Annotated in this window: 20 protein-coding genes and 1 pseudogene; 6 read left to right on the forward strand and 15 right to left on the reverse strand. The window is 53.1% G+C overall.

The annotated features are described in order from the left end of the window. Nucleotides 1-7: 7 nt before the first annotated feature. Both JMJ04_RS05580 and JMJ04_RS05585 read right to left on the reverse strand, forming a co-directional pair. Entirely contained in the window at nt 8-1,594 is a 1,587-nt protein-coding gene (locus JMJ04_RS05580) for a helix-turn-helix domain-containing protein (protein WP_201369550.1), read from the reverse strand. Nucleotides 1,595-1,616: 22 nt separating this feature from the next. Continuing rightward, on the reverse strand, nt 1,617-5,126 hold the full coding sequence (locus JMJ04_RS05585; RefSeq protein WP_201369551.1) for a TGS domain-containing protein: 3,510 nt from the start codon (nt 5,124-5,126) through the stop codon (nt 1,617-1,619). 245 nt (nt 5,127-5,371) lie between these two features. Between JMJ04_RS05585 and JMJ04_RS05590 the strand changes: the two genes are divergently transcribed. Then, nucleotides 5,372-6,034: a sigma factor gene (locus JMJ04_RS05590; RefSeq protein ID WP_201369552.1), complete on the forward strand. Its 663-nt coding sequence runs from the start codon at nt 5,372-5,374 to the stop codon at nt 6,032-6,034. Nucleotides 6,035-6,050: 16 nt separating this feature from the next. Here JMJ04_RS05590 and pdxR read toward each other — a convergent pair whose 3' ends face one another. Next, nucleotides 6,051-7,652, reverse strand: a complete 1,602-nt coding sequence (pdxR, locus tag JMJ04_RS05595; RefSeq protein WP_201369553.1) for a MocR-like pyridoxine biosynthesis transcription factor PdxR — start codon at nt 7,650-7,652, stop codon at nt 6,051-6,053. Between the two features lie 674 nt (nt 7,653-8,326). On the opposite strand from pdxR, the gene JMJ04_RS05600 reads away from it, so the two are divergent. Further along, entirely contained in the window at nt 8,327-8,497 is a 171-nt protein-coding gene (locus tag JMJ04_RS05600; RefSeq protein ID WP_201369554.1) for a PLDc N-terminal domain-containing protein, read from the forward strand. A 430-nt stretch (nt 8,498-8,927) separates the two neighbouring features. Here the strand turns inward: JMJ04_RS05600 and sigZ are convergent, their stop codons facing one another. Further along, the gene (gene sigZ, locus JMJ04_RS05605) at nt 8,928-9,608 is read right to left on the reverse strand and encodes an RNA polymerase sigma factor SigZ (RefSeq protein WP_201369555.1); all 681 of its coding nucleotides are present in this window, start codon (nt 9,606-9,608) and stop codon (nt 8,928-8,930) included. Nucleotides 9,609-10,248: 640 nt separating this feature from the next. On the opposite strand from sigZ, the gene JMJ04_RS05610 reads away from it, so the two are divergent. Further along, nucleotides 10,249-10,458, forward strand: coding sequence for a hypothetical protein (locus tag JMJ04_RS05610; RefSeq protein ID WP_201369556.1), 210 nt, complete (start codon nt 10,249-10,251; stop codon nt 10,456-10,458). Between the two features lie 68 nt (nt 10,459-10,526). After that, complete coding sequence (locus tag JMJ04_RS05615; RefSeq protein ID WP_201369557.1) at nt 10,527-11,774, forward strand: M28 family metallopeptidase; 1,248 nt, start codon at nt 10,527-10,529, stop codon at nt 11,772-11,774. Nucleotides 11,775-11,841: 67 nt separating this feature from the next. Here the strand turns inward: JMJ04_RS05615 and JMJ04_RS05620 are convergent, their stop codons facing one another. From JMJ04_RS05620 to JMJ04_RS05665, 11 genes and pseudogenes are all read right to left on the reverse strand, one after another. Continuing rightward, nucleotides 11,842-13,146 carry an MFS transporter gene (locus tag JMJ04_RS05620; RefSeq protein ID WP_201369558.1) on the reverse strand — a complete coding sequence of 435 codons (1,305 nt, stop codon included), beginning with the start codon at nt 13,144-13,146 and terminating at the stop codon, nt 11,842-11,844. Further along, on the reverse strand, nt 13,139-14,515 hold the full coding sequence (locus JMJ04_RS05625) for an NAD(P)-binding domain-containing protein (RefSeq protein ID WP_201369559.1): 1,377 nt from the start codon (nt 14,513-14,515) through the stop codon (nt 13,139-13,141). The genes JMJ04_RS05620 and JMJ04_RS05625 overlap by 8 nt, the downstream gene beginning before the upstream one ends. Before the next feature lie 45 nt (nt 14,516-14,560). Beyond that, entirely contained in the window at nt 14,561-15,088 is a 528-nt protein-coding gene (locus JMJ04_RS05630; protein ID WP_201369560.1) for an arsinothricin resistance N-acetyltransferase ArsN1 family A, read from the reverse strand. After that, nucleotides 15,073-15,561: a MarR family winged helix-turn-helix transcriptional regulator gene (locus tag JMJ04_RS05635; protein ID WP_201369561.1), complete on the reverse strand. Its 489-nt coding sequence runs from the start codon at nt 15,559-15,561 to the stop codon at nt 15,073-15,075. The genes JMJ04_RS05630 and JMJ04_RS05635 overlap by 16 nt, the downstream gene beginning before the upstream one ends. Nucleotides 15,562-15,848: 287 nt before the next feature. Next, a complete protein-coding gene (locus JMJ04_RS05640) occupies nt 15,849-16,562 on the reverse strand; it encodes an MIP family channel protein (protein WP_236037927.1) in 714 nt (237 codons plus the stop codon). Between the two features lie 84 nt (nt 16,563-16,646). Continuing rightward, the gene (locus JMJ04_RS05645; protein WP_201369563.1) at nt 16,647-17,063 is read right to left on the reverse strand and encodes an arsenate reductase ArsC; all 417 of its coding nucleotides are present in this window, start codon (nt 17,061-17,063) and stop codon (nt 16,647-16,649) included. Next, nucleotides 17,060-17,869: a metalloregulator ArsR/SmtB family transcription factor gene (locus JMJ04_RS05650; protein ID WP_201369564.1), complete on the reverse strand. Its 810-nt coding sequence runs from the start codon at nt 17,867-17,869 to the stop codon at nt 17,060-17,062. Before JMJ04_RS05650 ends, JMJ04_RS05645 begins: the two co-directional genes overlap by 4 nt. A gap of 156 nt (nt 17,870-18,025) precedes the next feature. Next, the gene (locus tag JMJ04_RS05655; RefSeq protein WP_201369565.1) at nt 18,026-20,239 is read right to left on the reverse strand and encodes a PAS domain-containing sensor histidine kinase; all 2,214 of its coding nucleotides are present in this window, start codon (nt 20,237-20,239) and stop codon (nt 18,026-18,028) included. Nucleotides 20,240-20,407: 168 nt separating this feature from the next. After that, nucleotides 20,408-20,977: a hypothetical protein gene (locus tag JMJ04_RS05660; protein WP_201369566.1), complete on the reverse strand. Its 570-nt coding sequence runs from the start codon at nt 20,975-20,977 to the stop codon at nt 20,408-20,410. Between the two features lie 41 nt (nt 20,978-21,018). Continuing rightward, nucleotides 21,019-21,138 (reverse strand): hypothetical protein, encoded by a 120-nt coding sequence (locus JMJ04_RS48605; RefSeq protein ID WP_420799458.1) that lies wholly within the window; start codon nt 21,136-21,138, stop codon nt 21,019-21,021. A gap of 47 nt (nt 21,139-21,185) precedes the next feature. Next, a pseudogene (locus tag JMJ04_RS05665) lies at nt 21,186-22,064 on the reverse strand (lipid II:glycine glycyltransferase FemX); the annotation flags it as partial. Nucleotides 22,065-22,243: 179 nt separating this feature from the next. Here JMJ04_RS05665 and JMJ04_RS05670 point away from each other — a divergent pair. Continuing rightward, nucleotides 22,244-22,648 (forward strand): potassium channel family protein, encoded by a 405-nt coding sequence (locus tag JMJ04_RS05670; RefSeq protein WP_201369568.1) that lies wholly within the window; start codon nt 22,244-22,246, stop codon nt 22,646-22,648. Between the two features lie 82 nt (nt 22,649-22,730). Continuing rightward, nucleotides 22,731-23,390, forward strand: coding sequence for a potassium channel family protein (locus JMJ04_RS05675; protein WP_201369569.1), 660 nt, complete (start codon nt 22,731-22,733; stop codon nt 23,388-23,390). Nucleotides 23,391-23,423: the final 33 nt, after the last annotated feature.

Raw genomic sequence — 23,423 nt, forward strand, 5'->3', positions numbered from 1 at the left:
CCCTATATCATTCTAAGTGCAACCAATCTGCATGGTTCAGTGAATACAGTCCTCCATAGTGATTGCTGATGAGCTCAACGTTATCGCTGTGATCCTTGAGCTTCTTGCGCAAATGATGCATGCGCTGGGTAAAGGTTGAGCGCTCGATGAGTTTCCCCCAGGCCCCCTGCATCAACTCTTCCTCGCTACAGCGCACAGGGTGCTGCCTGAGCGTTTTAATCAGGTGATACTCTAGTTCGGAGAGCGAGAGGCGCTCGGGAGCCTTAGAGGGGCGCGTAATAGTAAGCCAGAAGCCGCGACTGCTGGGAGGAGTCTGCATCCGTGCTTTCTCCAACAGATACTGGCACAAGATCGCTCCTGGATAATACACAGGCTGAAAAGGTTCATAGCGAATTACCCCCTCGTTGGAAAGAATATAGCGGAGTTCCGCCCCCAGGTTGTTCCAGAGTTCAGGTGCTATCTCTTCATCCGCGTTATGCGCCTCAAACACGCGCACAAATTCAAAGAAATGAGCCTTCGTCTCACTATTTCCCTTTTCAATAGCCTCTAGCAAACGCTTCCAATGCAGGGTGAGGAAGGTTGTCACCGCGCTATTTACCTGCTCGCTCAGTTGCTGCCGACCTTCAATGGGCAACTCCAGCCACTGTTGAGACTGCGTGGCATACAATTGCTTGAAATGAAAGGTATGGTAACAGTATTGCAACAGTATATAGGGATGACTTCCCGCCTGCTCATATAACCATTGCTGCTCACCAGGTGTAAATATTTCCTGTCCCCCCAGCCGGTAAAAGGCCTGCGCCCACGCCTCGCCAAAATCTTCCGGGCTCTGCCCCAAAAAGGCCTGGGCGTCGGTATGCGTCAGGCACTGAAGGACAATTGTCGTAAAGCGTGCCAGATCGGCAGATACATGCACAAACTGGTCCACAAGCTTCGGGCGAGCCAGGCTCTGGATAGAGAAGATCACGCCAAAATTCGTAAACTCATCAATTAAATCGACCAGGACACGAATAGCCCCACAATGGTTGAGCAAGGCAATTCCGCGCTCCTGCGGGGTCTGAGCCAGGCTCCCCTCTAACTCAGGGATAGCCATATCAAGGCGTGCCAGACGCTCCACTGCATCAAGCATCACAAAGTAACGCGCCTCTGGAAACTCGCGTGTGTAGTAGCGCAACAAAGACCTTAAGCCCTTGATATCATGGGAGAGAGATGGCAATTTCGCTGCAGCATAGGGAGTATCAAGACTTCTCTTACATTCAGTCACGAAGGCAGAGAGGAGTTCTTGAGCAGTTTGCGCATTCTCCAGGGTCGTCAGATCTATCTGAGTAAAATATAACTGGTCAAGTGCAAACTGCTCACGCAAATCGTGCAGGCTTACTTCATCACGCCAGGACCAGGCCACAGAAGACACGCCCTTAAGATAACGTACGAAGGCCGTTTTGCCCACGCGAGGAGATCCAGACAAGATAATGGCGCTTTGTTGATTGGCAATCAAATTTCTAATATCGGTGCTACGGCCAGAAACGCGACCGGTTCCGGGCATATCGCCCGAACTGAAGGGATTAAACAATGTGCGCCAGGAGTGTACATCCGACATAAGCATACTCCTTCCTCCTTGCTTAAGACTGTAGCAACCAGCGATTACGCATGAGCCAGAGCTTGACCAGTTCAATCTTAAAAGTATATTCGGGATTACTCGCGTTGCGTCTCCCTGCGTATTCATCTAGTATCAGACCATTACGCAACCGCTCTAAGGCTGGGCGAATCTCTCTTTCAGCCATCCCCAAGTTTTTTGTCAGTTGCCGCAACGAAATCATGGCGTGTTTCGAATTCGCCATAATTTCAAGCATCTCATCTAAAATACGCGGCTCCAGTTCACCATGTAGCTCTTGGCGATAATACGAAAAGCTTTGCTCACCACCAGCCTCGATAATATGATCTATCGCCAGTTGCAGATCTTCATCCGTTACCTGCTGCTTCTGCGCGTGTGCATTCAATAGGCGCACAAACTGCATTCCAATTAGGGCCATATAGTAGGGATTTCCCCCTGTTAATTGCACCGCTTGATGTACTGTACGAGAGGAGATAAGTACCCGCAATTCGCGTAGTGGCTCCGTCAGTAATCGTTCCGCACTTGCCTGGTCCAGAAAAGGCATGGGCAAATTTTGCGCAAAACTGAAGGCATTGACAAACTCTTCAGAAGCCAGCAAGGCGTGGGAACTGGTAGGAAGGGCAAGAAGCAAACTCACCTGCGAGATAATACTCAATAATTCTCGCCAGTAGGTAAAGAAGCGCAACTCCAATATACCATCCGCGTATGCTTGTAAAGCTCCTCCAAACTCATCTAACACCAGCACCAGGCGTGAACCAGGCGCGCTCTCTAAGCAGCGTTGAATAAAACGGCGAAAGCAAATCTGCACATCGCCTTGGTCCAGAGCGTCCCACTCTGGAGCAGAGCGATTAAAATGCTCTTGAAAACTGGCGCCAATCTCATCCGCCATATTGCGTAAGATACGCTCCTCGTTAAAGCGGGTTACCCCCTGTAGGGAGTAGAAGACGCCCCAGGCGGGAGGAGTAATATGGCGGGCGAGAAAATTTTTGCACAATGACGATTTGCCGGAACGACGAGGGGCATATAATACAACCGCTTTCCCCTCGCTCCCATCACAAAGCTCCCGCGCCAGATAACGCAGTTCGCTCTCGCGACCAAAGAACATCTTCGAGGAGGCTGGACGCGAGATATCATAGGCATTTTTCAGGATTGCGGACCGGGGTCCAAGCGAGAAGAGTCTATCGTGCCAGTGCTCTTTCTGGGGTTGCATAGGCTTCTCTTGCTGGTGCTCACGTATACGTTGGTAGATATAGGGAACGGTGCGAGCTGCGTCTACCTCAACTGAAGTCACGCCGCTAATTGATTTCAGATCACTGATAATCTCAGCCACCTCGCGATACTCGTAGAGTTCCGTCACGAAATGCACTTCCGCCTTTTTGAACTTCAAGATGGCTTCTGCGTGAATAGAAAGCAAGGAGCAGTGGCGTCTGCGCAACTTTTTCGTGATATCCAATACCAGGCCACGTCGGTCTCCCGTCAACATGAAGAATGCGACTTTAAAGGCTGCTGGACGATATTGCCACTGTACAGGAATCAGCCGTGCTCGTTGCGCCTCATTAAGGCGTGTGATATGCAAACAATTCAGTGTATGCGCGACCAGTTCGCGGCTATTTTTCCCCTTGTAAGCAACGGTTGTTTGCTTCGAGGGCATAGGCTGGCAAGAGCCACATAAACGTGGCGGATGCGAGTAAGAATCGCCAAGGAGAACCTGCGGAACGAGATCGGTTGTCTCTTTTGCAATCTCCAGCGTATGAGTTTCGTTGTGTTCAGCGCGACGCTGGATAATCTGCTGCGCTGCCCACTCAGGTGTGTATGGATCTTTACCATCACTGTTAAGCTGCTCCAGGTAAGATTGGCGTGTGCCGAGTTTCTGACGTGTTACCAGCAAGCGCAACTCTTCATCTAATTCCTCAAGCGTCAGTGGGTAGTGATAAAACTCAAGTGCTTCACGGATGAGTTCATAACTACGAAAGTTATGTGACTCTTGTTTGAGAACCGATTGGATGTGGGCCTGCGCCTGGTCAGAGGTAGCATACTTATCATCCTGCCAGTAGGCCTTTACTTGCGTTTCTTTCGCGGTCCTGATCTCTACAATGTCGCCAGCATTCAACTCATGGAATAATGTGGCTTTTCTGCTATTTATGAAGCCTTCCACCGCACGTGATCCTATCTCAGGGTCGAGCTTATATGCGAAATCTAAAACCGTTGCTCCTTTGGGAAGATGTATGGGACGATGACTATGGCTTTTATCATAGACGATAATAGGATTGGATTCTATATCATCTTCATCTAGCTTATCAGCCTTTTCCATGCCATCTTTAATGGCGGCATACATCTTGCCTTCTTCACCAAACCAGGTAGAACGAGAATCTATGTCATGCATATTTGGCACATTACTACGGGCAGTTTGTGATTCATCGTATAGGGCATAGATTTTCTCATTCAGGCAACCATAATAGATGCCAGCTTGAGTTACTTTCGTACCTATCTGAAAAAAGCAATTATAAGTAAACTCTCCATCTGGTGCCAACCATGGCAACTTCCGTAAAGGGTGAGCGAAGGGATCAAGTGTCAAACCAAAGGCAAGGTGACAATAACCATTAGGTTTAGGATGAGCAATCTGGTCACTCACACGATCTTGCACCGTACCTAGTTGAAAGAGAGCGCCCATTGCTAAGTAACAATCATAAATTACGGGCACAATGACATCAAAGTTGACAAGATCAAAACCGTAGAGTCGCTCTTTCTGAGAAGTCGCGGTCGTATGCGTATCCTGGCTGCGCCGCTTCAAACCGTCAATACCGCATGGTATGCACACCACATGCACCGGCCTATCAGTAACTACCTGACAATATTGTTCAAAGATTGACCTTAAACTCTCTATTTTGTCAGAGTCGCGGGCGAGTATTTTTTCGTAGCGCTGCTTATCCTCTAAAAATGTCTTTGGATGAATTAGCTCCTCAGCAATGTCTTCAATTTGGCGCTTAAAATCCCACAGGCCCAGGCGCTTGGTAATATGAATGAGCGTTCGCTTAGCATTCTGGACATCATCCAGCAATTTACCAGCCAAAGTTTGATGTGTTGTATGCTCTTTTAATTCACAGAACGCCTGGTAATGCACAGCCAGGGCAATTAATAATGCGCCCAGATCAGGATAGGGTGGAATCAGCAGATTGGCAAGCTGCTCTTCCTCGATGTAGCGAGTGTAGAGGAGGGAGGACTTAAAATGAGCGCGTACCTTCTCCGCGCCAGGAAGCGTCACGTGGCTCAGCAAGGTCTCGTCAGAGGAACGCAGATAGCCAGCGATGACTACGGGCTCGGGCAGACCCCAATCACGCAACTGATCGCCAACACTCCATGCATCATAGCGCACGTTAAATACATAGGCATAGGGTGGCTTTGGCTGCCCCTCTGCTTCGCGAACTACCATCGTGATGAAATCTCGCCACTCAGGCGAGATAGTGGTAGGCGTAGGACGCCAGGGGGAGAGATCCAGGCTTGCGTATGTCTCGGTCATGTGCAGTACTCTCTTCCTTGCCGTATGCACGTAACACTTCTTTTCTACGAAGCCTTCCTAAAAATATTACAATATGTACTATACCATAAATACTCTGCCTAAGGAAGCTTATAGTTCCCTTCATTTCACCTGGCCACAAAAATATTATAGCATATTACATTGATTTTTACGAATATATTGATCATAATATTAATAGCGATGATAAAAAGACAGTAAGCGTTTCCCAACTTCTTATGAGGTGATGCATGCAAAACGAGCAACCTCTCTTCTTATGTGATTCAAACGCTCCTGTAGATGTCATCCTCGTACAATTAGAACCGCGTATTCGTAGGCTGGTACATCGCCTCGCCAATCCTGGCATGGCCGAATGTGAGTGTGATGAGATAGTCCAGGGCGTTCTCATTAAACTGGCTCGCCTGCTTCCACGTACGACTATTGAGCATCCCCAGGCATACCTCCAACGCGCGGTAAAGAGCGAAATTATCGATCACTGTCGGCGACGCCAGCAGACATATCCTCTGCTGACGAACGACGAGGGAGAACCTCAAGGAGTACCACTGCTAGCCCTTAGCCAGGGCATGGGTGATCCATTGTATGAGATACTCCAACGCATCGCCTTCGAAGAACTCCTTGATAAGCTCGTTGCGGCAATTCTTACGCTCCCTCCTGTACAGAAGAAGGCCGCCATCTGCCACTTTCGTGAACAAGTCGACGATTTGTCAGCTTTTGTCGAAGCCTTTAAGCGTCATAATGTCGATATCACCTATATTCACCCACCTGATACTCATATCGATCAGCAGCGCTTACGCGCCTCATACTATGTAGCACGCCTGGTTCTGGTAGAGAAACTTAAGGAAACCGCTATGTACGGAAAGACTGATCGCTACGCTATCGTTTCCGCTTCGTAGATCCTATTCTTCTGGACTACACCATGGGCATGCGCTCAATGTGCAGTTCTTCCTGTTCATCGCGTGGTGAACGTCGACTCTGAATACGGCGCATGGCCAGCCCTATACGCCGTATTCCCTCCCTGATCTGCACTTCATCGCTTACGGCGTAGCTCAGGCGGATATACTGTCGTCCACCACCATCAATATGAAAAGGCTCTCCCAGGACAAACGCAACTCCCTCCTGGGCAGCCTCTCGTAAAAGCGTTCGTGCACGCATATCTCCCGGGAGGCGACACCAGAGATGGAAGCCGCCTCGCGGCAGCGTCACACGTGTTCCCGTCGGCCAATGCTCTTGAATCGCCTGAAACATGACATCGCGCTGCCGTTGATACTGCTGGCGCACCCTGGCCAGGTGAGGGTCCAGCATCTGGCGCTGGAGTATCTCTGATACCAGCCATTGTCCCAAGGCCGTCGTGTTCAGGTCAAAAATCTGTTTGTGGAGTGAGAGGCGTTCGATGAGGGGTTCTGGCGCCGCCAACCAGGCCACGCGCAAACCAGGAGCCAGGAGCTTTGAGTAGGTACTGAGGTAGAGCACATCTCCCCGTGTGTCCAGGGCCTTTAAGGGTTGGGGCGCTTCACCCTCAAAATAAATCTCGCCATAGGGATCATCTTCGAGAATAGGAACCTGGTAACGTCGTGCCAGGGTCAACAGGCGTCGTCTGCGCGCAGGTGACATAATTACACCCGTAGGATTTTGAAAGGTTGGTAGCGTATAGATAAGACGCGGACTGCGACGAGCTAAGATGGCTTCCAGGAGATCCAGGCGCATCCCCTCATTATCAATTGGGACGCCAATGACCCTGGCACCAAGCGCGCGAAAGGTCTGGATCGCGCCCAGGTAGGTAGGTACCTCCACTACCACCTCGTCGCCCGGATGCAGCAAGAAACGCCCCACAAGGCCAATCCCCTGCGTTGAGCCTGAGAGCACCAGGATATGTTGAAAATCAACGGGCACACCATGCTTACGCATCCGTTCAGCAATGCCACGCCTCAGGCTCTGTAAACCTTCGACCGGGCAATACCCGAGCGCGTTCTGCCGCGCGGTGAGTAAATCATCCTGCACTATTTCGCGTAACAATTCAGCCGGAAGCAAACCCTCAGCAGGCGTGGCTGCCGCCAGGGAGATGACCTCTTGCTGATCTCCCAATGAGGTAATCTCGCTCATCAGGCGTGCATCATGTCCCAGGGCCAGTTCCTCTTCGGCGGAAAGGCTAAACAACCAGGAGGGCATATGCTGTTCAAATGGCTCATCATCCAATTCTCGTGCCAAATAGGTGCGCTTCACCAGCGTTCCCCGACCAACATGCCCCTCGATCAAGCCCTCGCTCGCCAGCTCATTGTAAGCATTCATGACCGTTGTGCGATTGACATGCAGTTCTCGTGCCAGGGCGCGCTCGGTAGGGAGGCGCGTGCCCTCGGGAAGCTCACCACCCAGGATCGCATTGCGCAGGCGCTCGTAAATCTGGCGATAGAGTGGGACACCATTCGAGCGCTCAAGCTGAATCATTACCGATACCGAAGCGGTAAACAGGGGCAACGGTGAATGCTCCTGTGGTTGCTCAAATTTATGGACCATGCGTCTTTTCCCTTCATTGGTTGACACCAATCTCCCCTGTCAACAGACTATGCACACCTGCTTTCTTTTAACTATACCAGCCAATCGGGAACAATGCATAGGCCAATACCATCAAAAATAGAAGAGCCAATCTTTGGTGTAAGCAATACACAAAGGGAGCAGCAGTACTGCCGCTTCCTTTGTGTATCATAGTCATCTGGCTAAGGCGATAGGAACCTTGTCTAGCCTTTAGAGATAACACTACCTAATAGCTGGGCTGAGACACCACTATTGTCAAACCTGTTCTCGACACCTATGAGGAACAGGAACGCCAAACGGGGAATGCTGAGGCACAAGCATGACGTTTCCGAGGAGCAAAGACATGCGAGCAGATACAAGTCCGGCCTGTATCCACTTTTTCTTGGCGCTACATCGACCGCGAAAGACTATCTGCAACGCCCTGCTTTCTCTATCCGTATTCTCTATAGGCAAGAAAAAATCGCACATCGAAGCATACACAATGCTTAGAATACAAAATTGTCAGTAGCTGTATCAGCAACCTGCTATACGCCTAAAACGCCTTATAGTATGAAGGAGATATAAAAATGTCAGGCAACCGCGGATGTTTATTCAATAGCTTATTGTTCCTCATTATAGTTTTTATACCTCTCGTCGGCCATGTAATAGAAACAGTCATGGTACTGCAAGACGACCATTCGGCCCTTGGTATGCTAGGCTGGCTGCTCCTCATTTGGCTGATTCCTTTCATTGGCCCACTACTCTACCTGCTGTTTGGTCAACGGCGTTCACGCGTCTACTTTGGCCAACCGAGCTACGTGCAGAACCCCTACCAACAGCAAAGATAGACCTACTAACACATACAACAAGAGGAGATACAGGTTCAACCTGTATCTCCTCTTGTTGTATGTATTAGCCCTTGATTTACGCGAACTCTCGCCAAAACAGGAACAAATAGGCGTTCTGGTCCTCGATACCAAGAACCATGGTCTTAAATCATGCAACGTATTTGTACTCGCCAATCTACCCCGCGTAGCGCCTTACGTAGCGCTAGGCTAATATTTATGGGTGGCCTGATGCCAATCATCTGCGCCAGATTGTGCCTATACTTCTTCTTCCTCTGCTTTTGATAGGTGTTGGTGGTTGTCCTTTCCGCTCTGCCAGGTGCAGACGTAAACATGCTGTAAGGACACAATCCCTCGTGGCGAGACTTGCTCATGATACTGATCAAAAGGTTGGTAGGGGCCGTATGATACATATTTGTAATAGTGACCGCTTCTAGATCGCGACAAGTTCATCCTCTGCATTGATGATTGACGAGGTAATCATCAATGCAGAGGATGAACTTGTCGCTTGAGATGTACACGCACACTGCTGAGTTGAGCACGCGCTCTTCTCCTGTTTTTGTGTTTGGCAACAGCCACAATGGGAGTAGTAATCAATGACGCGTCCCAAACGATCAAACTCGATATGACAGCAATCAAGTACCATCTGTTTCAGCTTTTCACGCGCTCGCTGCACCCGTGATTTGGCTCCTGAAAAGGAGAGGCCCAAACGCATTGCCAGTTCTTTCTGTGAGACGCCTTGCATCTCGGTCAACAAAAGCGCCTCTTGATAGTCATGGGGCAAGCACGCAATCATGGCTGCGACCGACGCAGCCAACTGTGCCTGAAGATCTTCCTCTGGGATTTCATCGAGTGGCAGCATCTCCTCAGCATCCTCTAAGGGAATATCTTGCCGCCCTTTGCGATAGTGATCGATAATCAGGTTGCGCGCAATCTGATACATCCAGCGTTCCAGTTTGTCGTGTTCGCGCAACGAGCCGATCTGCGTGTGCATCTTGAGGAAGACCTCCTGGAGCAGGTCTTCGGCCTGCTCCTCGGTTGCCACGCGTCGGCGGATAAAGCGATAAAGGGGGTCGTGCAGTGTCTGCCAGGCAGACTCAATCGTGTGAAACATCAATTCGTACCTTCTCTTCTGATGGAGATCGTCTGCCTGTATTATGCACAGCACGTCAAGGGCTGGGAAGGGCAACATATCTGCGCTTTATGGTTCCTCGTTCCATCTGTGTCAAGGAGCAGCGAAACCCCATGCCTGAGCGTAGCCGAAACAAGGTCCATCCATGGGCTTTTTCTCCTGTCTGATCCCCTGGCCTCACGTGCGATATGGAGCTGATGTAGGTGGAGGCGAGCCTGTTCATAGTCCTGCTGACGCCAGTGCGCCAGTGATTCTTCTCGAAACATCCTCAATGCCCTTTCTGTTGTTGCAATCATTTCTACACGGGTAGACGGAGCACCATCAAAAAGGACGCATCTAAACGCGAAGCATTCTGGTCTAGCTTCAATCATATCCTCATTGTTTGCTGGCTTTATTGTCTGTACACCGAAATTGTGTGTGATTGCTGCGTCTTTTGGCGAAGCGTCACGTCTACCCAAATGAACATGCCAAAGGGCAGACACAGTTAAACATACGAAAAGAAAAACAAAGGAGCACGCCTTTATGACCCAGGTCTCCAATTCGTCAAAACCAGCAACCAGAGGTGGTTTTCAGCACGGCCTTCCCACCGTTTCCACCTTGCCAGTACAGCAGAGTGGGTGTTGTGGCACGACCAGTCAGTCCGCAGGAACAGGATGTTGTGGGGAACCCCTATCCAGCCAGGCTGTCGTCGCCTCAGATGCCCAGGCAACCGGCGGGTGTTGCGGCACAACCAGTCAGTCCGCAGAAGCAGGGTGTTGCGGAGAACCTACGACGAACCAGTCCCTCGCCGCCGATTCACAGGCGGCAGGTGGGTGTTGTGGGGAACCCGTGAAAGGGTCTTCCCCTTCAGGGCAACAGCGATGCTGCTAATAACACGAGGTAGGTAGAAGGAGAGACAGCATGGTGATTGAGCAAGCCGCCCCGTCTGACCTTCTCGCGGCCCTCACCCTTCTCGATCCAACGCGCATAATGGAGCACACACAGCAGTTGTGTGCTCCCGCTTTTGCAGGTCGACGGGTGGGCACGCAGGGGCATGCGGAGGCAACGGATTTTCTCGTGGAGCAGTGGAAGGCCCTGGAGTGGGAGACGACGACACAGGCCTTTCCGCTTTCGGCTCCAGTATTTGAACAGGCCGCCCCACTCCTGCTGGAACAGGTGACGTCTGAGGGTGAGGTGCTCCACACTTTTGTACAGCGTACAGAGTACTGTGAGCATCCACGATCCGCCTTTCAGCCGGAAATCGTAGCAGGGAGAGTTGTTGCGTTTTCGGAAGAGGGAGCTAGTAGCCGCTACCGGGGAGCGTGGGTAGCGCTCGATGCCGTGCCACAAGGGGCGGCATTCACGACGCTGGCCGACGAGCTTGCGCTCCAAGGAGCGATTGGTCTGCTTACGCCTCTCTACATAACCGCTGATGGCTATCTGGTAAAACGTATCATTGCCCATGCACCCATTGCCCTTCCAGTACTCTCAGTTCGAGTGGACCTCCATGCGCAACTAGTGGGAACAAGGATACGCGCACGTGTTCCGGTCTTTGCGCACCAGACCCAGGGATACAATGTTCTGGCACACCGTCCGGGAACCGATACGCTCCTAGCCAATGCACCACTGATCCTGGGGGCTCATTATGATGGCGTTGGCGATGATGTGGGAGGACCCCGCCTTCCAGGGGCCACAGATAACGCGGCTGCTGTCGCGGTCTTACTCGAACTCGCTCGGATCATCACGCAGGCTCGGCTCCAGTTCAGGCGCCCTCTCCTCTTTGTCGCCTTCGATGCGGAAGAAGTCGGGACGCAAGGGTCCTCTGTCCTGGCCGCTCAACTCAAAACACAGGGGAGCGCGCCGCTCATGCTCAACCTGGATGGGGCAGCCTGTCTCAATGACGCCGTCTGGGTTGAGCCAGGCTCGCAGACCGAACCTTTGCTCCAGGCCCTTGATCACGCCGGACGTTGGCTCGATATCCCGCTCATCGTCGGCAACATTGCTTCGGACCAGCGGCAATTTACCCAGGCAGGCTTTCCTGCGGTGGGATTGAGTGTGGGAGCGGCACAGTTGCATACCCCTGGGGATACGATTGAGCGCGTCCAGCCAGAGGCTCTTCGCATCGCAGCGACCCTTCTCCTCGCCACCCTCTGGCAACTGGCGGCGTAAGCGCTGAAAAGCGTGACCGTGTTAGCAGGTAGGCCCGCCTGCTAACACGGTCACGCTTTTCCTTTTCTTACAAAGAAGGGTGCATCCATAGTCTGGCTGGGGGTGTGAGGGCGATGCCAATGCCCGCCAGGAGAAATCCCCCGGCACACAACCAGAACGCGAGGTCATAGCGCCCGAGCAGATCATAGAGCCAGCCTGCAAGGACAGGACCTGCCGCCGTACACAGGGCAATGGGCAATCCTTGCAGGGCCGTGATGGCTCCATACGCTTTCTTGCCAAAATAGTCCGCAACGACAGAGGCTTTGAGCGGAGAGATCGCTCCAAAGGCCGCTCCATAGAGAAGTACATACACCAGCAGCCAGGGAACCGATGGGGCCAGGATGAGGAAAACGACGCCCAGCGCCTGCACGACATGACACAGACCGAGCAGAAGCCGTGGGGAGATTCGTTCGCTCAAGAGATTGAGCCCAACGCGTCCCGGTAAACTTGCCAGACCTAATCCTCCCGCGAGGGTCGCGGCCAGCACGGGATCATACCCTCGCTGGATCAGATGCGCGACCTGGTGGGTAAAAAGGACCGTATTACCAAGCATGGCGATGGCAAACGAGACCGTCAGCGTCCAAAAAGGACGTTGGTGCAAGGCCTGCCGAGCCGTCATCCCTTCCTCTCGTAGCAAGGCGTGCTCTTGTTGCTTCTGTGATCGCGCTCTTCTGGGGGCTCGCCGCAGCAGCAGTCCATGCAGCGGCACGGCAATGACGAGATGCATTCCCCCAAAGAGGAGCAGCATGCTTCGCCAGCCCATCATGGGAAGCAAGGCCCCTGCCAGGGGAAAGAAGATGGGTGATGCCAGTCCTCCCAGAAAGGTCAGGACCGCAAACGCCTTGCCTCGTCCTTGCTCAAACCAGGTCGTAATGACCGTAAAGGTGACCGGGTAGAGGAAGAGCGCCATCGCCAGGCCCATGCCTCCCGCCCACAAGAGCGCGAATTGCCAGGCGGCATGGGCAGAGGCGAGTCCAAAGAAGGTCAGTCCACCCAGCAGAGACCCCAGCGTCATGAGCAGGCGAGCCCCATAGCGATCAACCAGGTACCCAACAGGAACACCCAGCAGTCCTGCGAGGAGCAAGCTCACTGCATAGACACTGGAGATACTGGCCCGATTCCAATGAAAGGTGTCGCTCACGGGAACAACAAGCGTGCCAAAGAGATATTGGGTTGTGCCATAGGAAAGAATCGTGGTCAGGCCAAGGGCTCCAACCAGAATCCAGCCATAAGAAGAGCGCCTGGAAGAGAATGGCTCCTTCGCCATGAAGGAAGCGTTTGCACGATGCTGCTGGAGAGAGGCAAGCTTCTCTCCAGCCTCATTGCTAGCCACAGCAGTTCCCTGGCGTCACCACCTCGAGGCCCTTCCCGGCGAATTGCCTGACCCCAAGGGTCAGTGGAACCTGAGCGGGTGGCGTCGCACAGCAGGACCCACCGCTATCCACCGAGCAGACACCAGTCTCTGGCAATTCCAGTTCGACTCGGCGCGCGCTCTCCCAGTCCCCCGTGAGGGCAGCCACAATCGAGCGGACCTGTTCGTATCCCGTGAGCATTAAGAAGGTTGGAGCACGACCATAGCTCTTCATTCCCACGATATAGAAATTGGCTTCTGGATGGGTCAACTCATCTACCCCATGAGGCGGGACCGTCCCACAGCTATGCACATTCGGATCAATCAACGGCGCCAGGGCAACCGGGCTTTCCACCGCAGGATCAAGCGCGAGGCGGAGCTCGTTGATAAGAGAGAGGTCGGGGCGGAAGCCAGTGGTGGCAATGATCTCATCAACTGGGGGAAGCTCCTCTTCATAGCCTGCAAGGGAAATTCCTTGCTCCGTCTGAGAAAGCTTCTGAATCTGGACATTGCTTACCAGGCGGATTTGACCGCTTTCCACCAGGTGACGCATCCGTGCGCCGAGCTGGCCGCGTTCAGCGAGCGCATCACTTTCGCCGCCACCATAGATCTGGCCTGCCTCCTTACGACGAATTGCCCAGAACACCTGGGTCGCAGGTTCCTCTCGCACAAGATCTTCGAGTTCGAGCAGTGCATTGAAGGCCGAGTGTCCGCTGCCAACGACCAGGATACGACGGCCAGCATAGCGCGCTCGGTTTTTGCCCAGCACATCAGGGATGCCGTAGAAAATGTGCTGTTGTAAGGCTCGCTCGCCCAATGCAGGCATGCCATGCGCGCCTAGCGTATTGGGACGTCGATAGGTGCCAGAGGCATCAATGACAGCTTTCGCCAGAATATCTTCCTCCTCGCCACTCGCGTGCTCGACGCGAAGCACAAAGGGCGCCTCTTCGCGACCTGGCGTTTTCATCTTATCGTATCCCAGGCGTGTCACAGCGAGCACTCTGGTCCTGAGATGGAGGTGGGATTTCAGTGCTGGCACCTGAGACAGAGGTTCGAGGTACTGCTCAACCAGTTCGCGTCCCATTGGATAGCTTTCAGGATCAGGAGCTTGCCAACCGGTTTCTGCCAGGAGTGAGACGGCCTGGCTATCGAGCATATAGCGCCAGGGCGAGAACAAGCGGACATGTCCCCAGTCAAGGACAGAGGCCCCTACCGTGTCGCCTGCCTCAAACAGAAGAGGGGTTTCCCCACTGCGCAGAAGATGAGCGGCGGCAGCCAGTCCAACCGGTCCAGCGCCAATAATGGCAATTGGGAGCGAAGAGTGCGTTTCAGATGCCATAGTATGATACATGGAGTGTCTCCTTCCAAAGAAATAAACATGCGAGAAATTTCTCTGCTAAATAGTATGACGAGATGACAGGTCAAAGGACGCACTGGTTAGATTGCTGGCAAAAAGATACTCGACAATCACCACATCGCGCCAGATGCCATCAAGTTGCCCGTGTTTTTCATAGATGCCCACTTCACGAAATCCCAGTGAGCGTAACAGGCCACGGCTGGCCTCGTTCTCCACGAACACGCGTGAAAGCAGTTTCCAGAACCCCGCAGAAGCGCTCTCCTGAAGCAGATGCGTCATGGCCAGGCGCCCCACACCTTTGCCTCGCCAATCGCGGCGAACATACACCGAAAATTCCGCGATGCCAGCATAGCAGGGACGTGAGCGATACGAGGAAGTGGAGGCATAGGCGATAATGTCCTGCTCCTGCTCCACCACGACAATGGGATGGATGCCATCAAACCAGGATGCCACCATAGCCTCAGTACGCAACTGCGTCTCAAACGTTCCGACCCGGTCCTCCATCCCCTGATTGTAAATGGTTGCCATTGCCAAGGAGTCTGCCACCGTGGCTACTCGCACCCGCATGCCGCCCCTCCTTGGTCTGCATTGTCGATTGTCTCTGCTTCCGTCGTCAGGGTGTGTAAAGCCTGCTGGAGGAGTTCCAGGGAGGAACGGACCATCTCATGCTGCGCTGCGGGAATGTGTTCAAAGGTTTGCTCCGCCAGATCATTAAGCGTCCCATTCAGTTCGGCGAGACGTTCCTTGCCTGCGGGAGAGAGCGACAGTTGCACCGTTCGCCGATCCCGCGTGCTGGCAACTTTCTCCACCAGTCCCTCCTGCACCAACTGCTCAACGGCGCGGCTGGTCCAGCCCTTATCCAGGCCAACCCGGCGACTCAGTTCTGCCAGTGTCACCGGCTCACTCCGTCCCAGTTCGGTAAGCACCGTACACTGGGTGGAGGTTGTTCCTCTACAATAGGCCACGCAATTGCGCTGTAACTGCACATGTAAGCGGGCGACTTCTCGCAACAAAGCTCCTGTCGAGACATGAGATCCCATGGTGTTCCTCCTATCTTTTTTCGTTGCGTCAAGCAACGAGTGATGAGCTCAGTATACCTCCTCCCCATATCGTTGTCAATCACAACGTTGATAGAGACAACAAAAAAACAAAGAGAACCCATGATAGCATGGTGTGAGCGATATAAGAACTGGTAGATATAAGAGCAAATGAGCGGGAACTGGAGCCAACCGCAGAAGTGGTTAGCTCCTTCGAGGGGTCATTGGCAGAGGTTCGTGAGAGTAAAGCACAGATCACTATGAGCATACATTGCTCGTTGTTTTTATGCTCACTCTTCTACGAAGATCGTCTCTGGCTCTGCTTGAGGTGTAGAGAGAGAGGTTGCCATAGGCAGGCGTAACCACTGGTAGAGGAGAGCTCCCAAGCAGGTTCCAAGCAGAGGTCCGATCCAATAGGCCCAGTGTCCGTTCCATGCGCCAGAGAGGAGCGCGGGGCCAAAGGAACGCGCGGGATTCATCGACGCGCCGCTGACAGGCCCTCCCCACATGGCATCAAGGGCTACGGTGGCGCCAATGGCAAGCGCGGCCAACTGGCCCACCGCTCGAGTATCGGTAGCCACAGAAATAATGACAAACATCAGCACGGCTGAGAGCACGACCTCCAGACCAAAGGACTGCCACACACTTCCATGGGGAAGCGTTGCGCCGAGATCGGCCACAGGGCCAAAAAGCAGACGGAGGGTTCCAGCTCCCAGGATCGCTCCCAGGAGTTGTCCACCAATATAGACGGGAACGTCTTTCCAGGCAAAGTGACGGGTCAGGGCAAAGGCGACGGTCACGGCAGGATTAAAGTGGGCGCCGGAAAGGTGGCCTGTCGCCGCGATCATCACGGTAATAATGAGTCCAAAGGTCAGCGCAACCCCCACATGCGTCAGTGCGCCTGTCATGCTATCAACCACAATCGCGCCACAGCCAGCGGTGACCAGGGCATAGGTCCCAATGAGTTCTGCGCTGGCGCGACGCAATAACGACGTTGTTTTCATACACAATACATCCTTTCGCAAAACAAGAAGAGAGAAGAGAGTGTGGCTCCTCATACCATCTCTCGCCTCCATACGTTACGAAGCTCAACGTGCTGCAAGCAATTCTTCTTCAATGTGCTTTTGGAGGGCATGGCGTACCTGGCGATAGACAGCAAGTTGCTCCTCGTGGCTGCCAGTGGCTTGCGAAGGATCTCGTAAGGACCAGTGGCGTTGATGCCTGGCATGGGGAAAGAATGGGCAGGTTTCAGCGGCGGCATCACAGACCGTGATCACCTCGTCAAATGCTTCTTGCACATAGCAATCGAGCGTTTTGGAAAATTGGCCAGAAATATCGATGCCCAGTTCCGCCATGGCATCAATGGCCAGCGGGCGCACAACCGCTGCCTCGGTTCCCGCGCTATAGGCTTCGAACTGCCCCTGGCCCAATGCCCGGAGCAGTCCTTCGGCCATTTGGGAGCGGGCCGAGTTGTGGGTACACAGAAATAAGACACGTTGTGTCATGGAAGGATCAGTCCTTTCTCTCGTTGAAGAAGGGGGAGCAGGAAACGCAGACGAGTCGTCAGGTGCAACGCGGTCTGCTCGAAGGCAGCGCGTACCTCTTCCTCAGTCCCTTGTCTCTCGGCTGGATCAGCAACGCTCCAATGGATACGCTCTGGATCTCCGGGAAACGTCGGACACACTTCATGAACATGGTCACACACGGTAATGATGGCATCGAAGCGCTGTCCCTGGAAGAGGTCAAGGTGCTTCGGAACCGCCTGGCTCATATCAATGCCCATCCTCTCCATGCACCCTCGAGCCTGGGGATGAACCTGCTCAACAGGGGTGCTTCCAGCGCTGAAGGTCTCCATATTAGCGTCACTGAGATGACGCAGGAGCGCCTCAGCCATCTGAGAGCGTGCGCTATTTTCCGTGCAGAGAAACAGGACACGCAATGGCTGTGGCTGCTGTGTCATCTCCTGTTGCGGAGAAGGGACCAACGGTGTCCCGTGTGACACTGGGAACAAAGGAGCCGTCACACATGGGTGCAAGGCAGTACCTGCCTCCAGGTAAAGGAGCTGGATCTTCTCCACATTCAAGCGATAAAACACCGCACGCTCGTCAGCACTACTTCTGCGTTCTGTGACCAGATCACCCTGGCGAAGTTGCCTGAGATGGTAGGACACGAGATTTTGCGGTAACGTGAGCTTCTCAACGAGATCATGGACACGATAATCGCTGCGAGCCAGGCATTGTAAGAGGCTCCATCGGACCTCATGAGCAAGGAGTTTGAGGATCGAAGGTGGCGATAGCACAAGGTCGGACATCTCTCTCCTTTCACATTCCATCAATACAATTTGCATCAATACTCATTGATGCAATGCTACCCCAAAAAAGACCAACTCGCAAGAGACATGAGAGAGACGCAATGCCTTTCTCGTGGCACGAAATGGAAAGGAACAGACATGTGAAGACGGTTCCCCTTACGTTGAAGCGGTTCGCAATGTGCAATGGAAGATCGACCCTCTGCCTTGCGCGCTCTCCACCCAGACCTTGCCGCCATGGAGCAGGATAATCTCGCGCACAATAGAAAGCCCCAGACCACGCCCCTCAACGATTGCCGAACCAGAGGGAAGACGCTTGTAGCGCTCAAAAACATACTCAAGTTCTTCGGGAGGAATGCCAACGCCTTGATCACTCACGCTGATATGCACAAAGAGATCCTCCAGCTCGCTCACGACCGTAATGGCGCCTCCATCAGGCGAGTATTTGATCGCGTTATCCAATAAATTGATCAGGACGATCATAAGCTTCTCGCGATCTCCCCAGAGAATCGGGAGCGCCCTGGCAAGCTGGAGCCGGAAGGTATGGTTTTGCGTATGGCGACGCATTCGCGCAACCGCCTCATTAATAAGCGCGTTAAGATCAAGCCAGTTAAGGTGGAGCTGTATATGATCCATCTCGAGACGATCCAGGTCGAGCATATCATTGATGAGGCTTACCAGGCGTTGCGCGTCCTTGCGAATATCGGTCGCGTATTCTCTGACCTCAGAGAGATTTAGCTCATTACGCTGCAAGGTCTCACTAAAGCCTTGAATGTCTGTTAAAGAGGTACGAAATTCGTGGCTCACAATAGAGACAAGATTGCTCTTCATGCGATTGGTCAACTCTAACCTGGCGTTGCTCTTTTGTAATTCGGCGACCGCGTGATCACGCTCATACTGCGCCTGCTCACGTTCAACAAGGAGCGCCGCCAGGCGCGCGACACCCAGAATCAGCGCGTCATCTTCACCAGAGAGGAGTGGCTCTTGAGCGCCATAATCAATAAGTAGCACGCCCTTCAGCTTCTGATAGCGGGAGATGGGCGCAACCAGTTTATAGGATGGCTGATCATAAAAGAGCGTTGTAGCTGGCTCAAGAGGTATGCCCTGGTAAAAACGCCGTATTTGCTCGTCACCTCCCAGGAGGGCATGCAGCGAAGCTCCCTCAAGCCGATTACGCCAGAGCAGCTCCAGGTCAGAGGCAGGACTCAAGACGATGGCGGGGGATAACAGTTGCGTCTCCTCGTTTAAGAGCAAGATAGCAACGCAGGAGCAATCGAGCAAGCCAAGCGGGAGTTGCGCCAGGCCACGCTCAACCTCGGTAAAACGTTCCAGAGGCTGCGCCACGTTTGTGCTCTGTGCGATGAGCGTCCCCGTGTCTTGAGGCTCCGTCACCATCGCCTCGGCCATGGTGAGCAAGGCATGTAAGGCGCGTTGTGAGCAGCGTTCAGCCCCCCGCTGATCCGTCACATCAATACAAATCATGATCCCGCCCACAATGGCTCCCTGGATGTCGTGGATGGGTAGGCCAGACATGGTCACATGCATAGGATGCTGTTCGGGTTGATCCTTAGGGCGGATGCTGACCACGCGACTCTTTTGTATCTCGCCTCGCAACATACACATCATGGGCCATTGCTCCAGCGCAAGAACATGCCCCTCCTCATCCTCAAACTGAAAGTGCTCACTCAGGGCTTGCAGCGTCTGCTGGCCCGCTTCCTCAGCCGAGAGCTGGAAGGCACGTTGGAGCGGAAAACTCAAGCGCTTAATATGTCCCTGCGGATCGTAAATGGAGATACAGCGGAAAACGGTTTCAAAAATAACCTCAAACTCTTGCAGGCGCTCTTTGCTATCACCTTCGGTCAGACCAACCTGCCGCAACAGAGTATCGAACACGTAAGCATAGGGAGTAAAATCACTAAACAGGGTAAAAATACGAGAGGGTTTCTGCGCACCGGGACGAATTTGTGGGATAGCACTCATCAAGAGCCAGCGATAGCTCTGCTCATACTCATTGAAGCAGCCAAGCATCATATCACGCACAGGCTTGCCCTGTTGAAGTGCCAGTGCCGCCGGTTGTGCCTCCGCCGGACAGGGGGTTCCATCCTCACGAAGCGCCTTACCCAATGGGTCAATCGTTGTCTGTCCTAACAATTGCTCACGCGTCATGCCTAACATGGTGAGGGCTGCCTCATTTACCATCAAGATACGTCCCTGCTCATCGGAGCAGAGCGCCCCTTGATCCATAGTCTCAACGAGGAAGCGAGAGGCCTCATCTGTAAATGTAGGATGCTCTACAGCGGTAGTCAAAGAAGGCGCGACAGCGCTTTTCTTCTGGCTGTGGGTTCCACGCTCCCATTTTCTGCTTTGTGCCATCTGTCTCCCTTTCTGCATGCCTGCCCAGGCATAGGCTCATCCTATTGAGTAGTATCTATATTTCTAGTGTAAGCCCAACACAAATAAGGGAGAACAATGACCAGTAATGAAGGGAAAGCGAATTTTTCATTAGCGGGGAGAGAGGCGACAGTGGTGCGTAGGTCACCACTACCGCCAGAAAGGGAAGGTATAGCCACGCCTCTGGAGCACATCGCGAAACCAGGTCACGGGATCCTGGTTCTTGGACTCGGTATGGCTATCGGCGAGAAAGAAGCGAGCATACAGGGGCAATGAGGAGCCAATTCGCTCCAATAGGAGATCGATCCGCTCCTCAGCGTGCTGCCACCGGCCTTTACGGGCGCCCAGGCGCCAGCTATTATACGCCTCATCGTGCAGTTCGATAATATCTAGCAAGACAGGATCATGGATATAGCGCTCAGAGAACTTGCGCGCGATATAGGCATGGTGATTGGTACCGATTTTAGGGCGTGATTCATCCACGCGATATTTAAAGGCATCATGGGTCAATGCAATCAGACGAAGTGCACACCGCTCCTGCGCGGTCGGTGGAGGTTGTTGTCGCTCGATATTCGCAAGCACATCGGTGATATGAAATTTAACGGGTCCCTCAAGATGACCGGTTCGCGGTATCCCCCATTCCACACCGGTCTGCCACTCGGGGTCTTCAGCAATTTGGCGCTCCAGGGCAGTTTCCAGGGCAAAAGGTAGTGAAATCATGGCCCTCCCAGACTCATTGATGGGTACAAAATACATCAGAATTATGAGATAAATTGGCTGGCAAGCTTCATGGCCAGAGGATGATAATTATATTGGTAGCCTCCCACAAATTGTACAACACGTCCACCCCAACCGCGCTTGAAACGGTATACACCCGCCATTGCCTCTTCTTCATTGTCTGTGTCAGGAATACCCAGAAATCATAGCTTACGGCTCCACAGCCCCTGGCCCAGCGAATCGCCTCCCACTGCAAGAGGTAATTGGGCATGAGCTGACGCTTTTCATTGCTTGAAGCACCATACATGTAAATCCCTTCGCGCGCATACAGCGAGACAAAGATGCCAGCCAGGAGTTGTCCCTCATGCTCGGCCAGGAAGAGGCGCAGGTGCTCATCTGGATGAAAGCATTGCCAGGCTCGCTGGTAGTACTGCAACGTATGAATCCCAAAGCTGTCACGCTCACTGGTCGTCTGCATTAAGGCATACCAGGCATCGACATCTTCCAGTGTTTGCGCGACACGCACCGTCACGCCACGCTTACGCGCCAGGCGTACATTATACCGCCACTTCTCCTTCATTTGCGCCAACAGCGTCTCTTCTGAGGGTGTCACGTCCAGGGTAATCGTGCGCAAAGGCTGCACTGCAGGAACAGACTCCATTCCGGTACGCGCAAAATAGCTCTGAGCCCAGGAACCTGCTGGCGAATCAGCCTCCAGGTTACACTCTACACGTAACGCCATGGCCCCCTGTTGGCGCAAGAAGGCATGCAAATGTGTAAAAAAGGTCTCGCATAGTTCTGGCTGCGACCAATCGAGCACTGGACCGCGAGGGATATATGCCAGGTGTCCCAGGCGTGCAGGCACACGCGAAACCGTACGTTGCAGGACCTGCGCGGCCGCGACGATCCGCTGTTGCTCATCAAAGAGCGCCAGGCGCAGAGGGCGCCAGTTCGGCGACGTTTTCAGCTCTCCCCAGTTCCAACTTTGCAGGAGATGACCATAGGTATGTTCGGCTACAAAGCGTTCCCATTGACAACCTTCAGCGGACGCAAGGGGGCGCAAGGTATACCTTTGAACAAGAGATGACATGGTAAGCGCTCCAACTTTCCCAACACAAAAACTCCAACTGTATTACCTATCATACCATGTTGAACGAGGGAGTAGGCTTATTATGGCAGGGCGCCCAGAGCTAAAGTTACACATGCTATAATACAAACTGGTTATCACCTACATCCCAAAAGCGGTCTCTGACCGACAGGAGGCATTCCGTGAAAATTGTCATCCTTGGCTGTGGACGCGTTGGCGCGACATTAGCCACGCAGCTTGACAAAGCAGGACACCATGTCGTAGTTATCGACAACAATAGCGACTCATTTCATCGTCTCAACAGCGACTTTCATGGCGAGACTATCATCGGAAGTGGGGTAGATGAAGATGTATTGCGCCGAGCTGGCCTGGCTGAGGCTGATGCCTTTGCAGCTGTTACCAACGGCGACAATCGCAACATCATGGCTAGCCAGATAGCCAAAGAGATTTTCCACGTACGTAAAGTGGTATGCCGTATTTATGATCCCATTCGCCAGAGCACATACAACGAACTGGGCATCGAGGCCATCTGCCCAACCATTGTTGGCGCAGATCTGATGTTCCACGCGCTCATGAATACCAAGTAAGCTCGTTTTCCAGGTATACCAACCGTCATAGGGCGAAATGCCTGTGGCATAAACAGAAGAAAAAGATAGAGGCAGAAGGACTATGTATATCATCGTTGGAGGTGGTGGCGACGTTGGCTACTACCTGACCCGCAACCTACTTAGCAGAGGGCACGAGGTGCTACTCCTTGAGAAATCGTCGAACCGTGTGCAAACCCTTAGCGAGGAGTTAGGGCAATCCGTCATAAAAGGTGACGCCTGCGAAGCACGCATAATGGAGGAGGCCGGGGCCCAACGCGCGGATGTTGTCATCGCCGTCACTGGTGAGGATGAAGACAACCTGGTCATCTGTCAGATGGCAAAGAAACGCTTCAATGTCACCCGCACCATCGCCCGCCTCAACAACCCCAAGCACGAGGAGCTATTCCAGAAGTTGGGCATCGATGTCACTATCAGCCCGACCAAGGCCATTCTCTCACTTATCGAGAGCGAGCTTCCGGGACCACACTTCATCCCGCTGATGACACTGAAGAAAGCAGGACTGGAGATCGTGGCGCTCAACGTTCCCCCGCTCTCGCCAGTTTCCGGAAAAAAGCTCAGCCAGGTACATCTGCCGCGCAAAAGCACGCTAGCCCTGATCATGCGCGGGAATGAGCCCCTCTTCCCCACCGCAGACACTGAGCTGCAAGAAAATGATGAAGTCTATGCCCTGCTCAGCAGCGAGGGCGAAGAAGAGCTACGCAAGATCTTTGGCAATTCGTAATCGCCCGACTCTGGTCCTCTTTGGTCCTCTAAA

Source organism: Ktedonobacter robiniae, assembly GCF_016587375.1.
GTDB lineage: Bacteria > Chloroflexota > Ktedonobacteria > Ktedonobacterales > Ktedonobacteraceae > Ktedonobacter > Ktedonobacter robiniae.

Bases quoted from the DNA above. Each gene is read 5' to 3' on its own strand.
- JMJ04_RS05640 (WP_236037927.1), bottom strand. From the start codon at position 16,562: ATGAAAACAACGTCGTTATTGCGTCGCGCCAGCGCAGAACTCATTGGG.
- JMJ04_RS05625 (WP_201369559.1), bottom strand. From the start codon at position 14,515: ATGTATCATACTATGGCATCTGAAACGCACTCTTCGCTCCCAATTGCC.
- JMJ04_RS05585 (WP_201369551.1), bottom strand. From the start codon at position 5,126: ATGACCGAGACATACGCAAGCCTGGATCTCTCCCCCTGGCGTCCTACG.
- JMJ04_RS05600 (WP_201369554.1), top strand. From the start codon at position 8,327: ATGGTACTGCAAGACGACCATTCGGCCCTTGGTATGCTAGGCTGGCTG.
- JMJ04_RS05645 (WP_201369563.1), bottom strand. From the start codon at position 17,063: ATGACACAACGTGTCTTATTTCTGTGTACCCACAACTCGGCCCGCTCC.
- sigZ (WP_201369555.1), bottom strand. From the start codon at position 9,608: ATGTTTCACACGATTGAGTCTGCCTGGCAGACACTGCACGACCCCCTT.
- JMJ04_RS05650 (WP_201369564.1), bottom strand. From the start codon at position 17,869: ATGTCCGACCTTGTGCTATCGCCACCTTCGATCCTCAAACTCCTTGCT.
- JMJ04_RS05635 (WP_201369561.1), bottom strand. From the start codon at position 15,561: ATGGGATCTCATGTCTCGACAGGAGCTTTGTTGCGAGAAGTCGCCCGC.
- JMJ04_RS05660 (WP_201369566.1), bottom strand. From the start codon at position 20,977: ATGATTTCACTACCTTTTGCCCTGGAAACTGCCCTGGAGCGCCAAATT.
- JMJ04_RS48605 (WP_420799458.1), bottom strand. From the start codon at position 21,138: ATGGCGGGTGTATACCGTTTCAAGCGCGGTTGGGGTGGACGTGTTGTA.
- JMJ04_RS05675 (WP_201369569.1), top strand. From the start codon at position 22,731: ATGTATATCATCGTTGGAGGTGGTGGCGACGTTGGCTACTACCTGACC.
- JMJ04_RS05615 (WP_201369557.1), top strand. From the start codon at position 10,527: ATGGTGATTGAGCAAGCCGCCCCGTCTGACCTTCTCGCGGCCCTCACC.
- JMJ04_RS05630 (WP_201369560.1), bottom strand. From the start codon at position 15,088: ATGCGGGTGCGAGTAGCCACGGTGGCAGACTCCTTGGCAATGGCAACC.
- pdxR (WP_201369553.1), bottom strand. From the start codon at position 7,652: ATGGTCCATAAATTTGAGCAACCACAGGAGCATTCACCGTTGCCCCTG.
- JMJ04_RS05655 (WP_201369565.1), bottom strand. From the start codon at position 20,239: ATGGCACAAAGCAGAAAATGGGAGCGTGGAACCCACAGCCAGAAGAAA.
- JMJ04_RS05580 (WP_201369550.1), bottom strand. From the start codon at position 1,594: ATGTCGGATGTACACTCCTGGCGCACATTGTTTAATCCCTTCAGTTCG.
- JMJ04_RS05590 (WP_201369552.1), top strand. From the start codon at position 5,372: ATGCAAAACGAGCAACCTCTCTTCTTATGTGATTCAAACGCTCCTGTA.